Consider the following 389-nt stretch of genomic DNA (forward strand, 5'->3'; position numbering starts at 1 on the left):
GCTGGCCGCCCGCGCCAGCCTTGCGGATACGCAACTGGTGCCGGCGCGCAAGGCGCTCAATACCCGGTTGCGGGATGAGACGGTGGCCTGGCTAAAAAACCGCGGATTCACCTGCACGGCGTCTCACAGCAACTGCTTCATGATTGATGTGCGCCGTCCGGCGGAACAGGTCATCGAGCGGCTGGGCGAGCAGGGCGTGAAGATAGGGCGCGTGTGGCAAAACTGGCCGCAGTGGGTGCGGGTCACCGTGGGCAACGCTGATGAGATGCAGCGGTTTCGCGAGGTGTTTGCGGCTCAAGTCGTAGGCTGAATTCGCTGCGACGCAGGTCAAATGTGGGAGCGGGCTTGCTCGCGAAAGCGGAGTGTCAGTCAATGCATACGTGACTGAC

Annotated in this window: 1 protein-coding gene; it reads left to right on the forward strand. The window is 62.7% G+C overall.

The features are described 5' to 3' along the window. On the forward strand, nucleotides 1-310 hold a 310-nt coding region (locus tag HX846_RS37800; protein WP_372242076.1), incomplete at its 5' end, for an aminotransferase class I/II-fold pyridoxal phosphate-dependent enzyme. Nucleotides 311-389 lie beyond the last annotated feature (79 nt).

The organism is Pseudomonas sp. K5002, assembly GCF_013386655.1.
Classification (GTDB): domain Bacteria; phylum Pseudomonadota; class Gammaproteobacteria; order Pseudomonadales; family Pseudomonadaceae; genus Aquipseudomonas.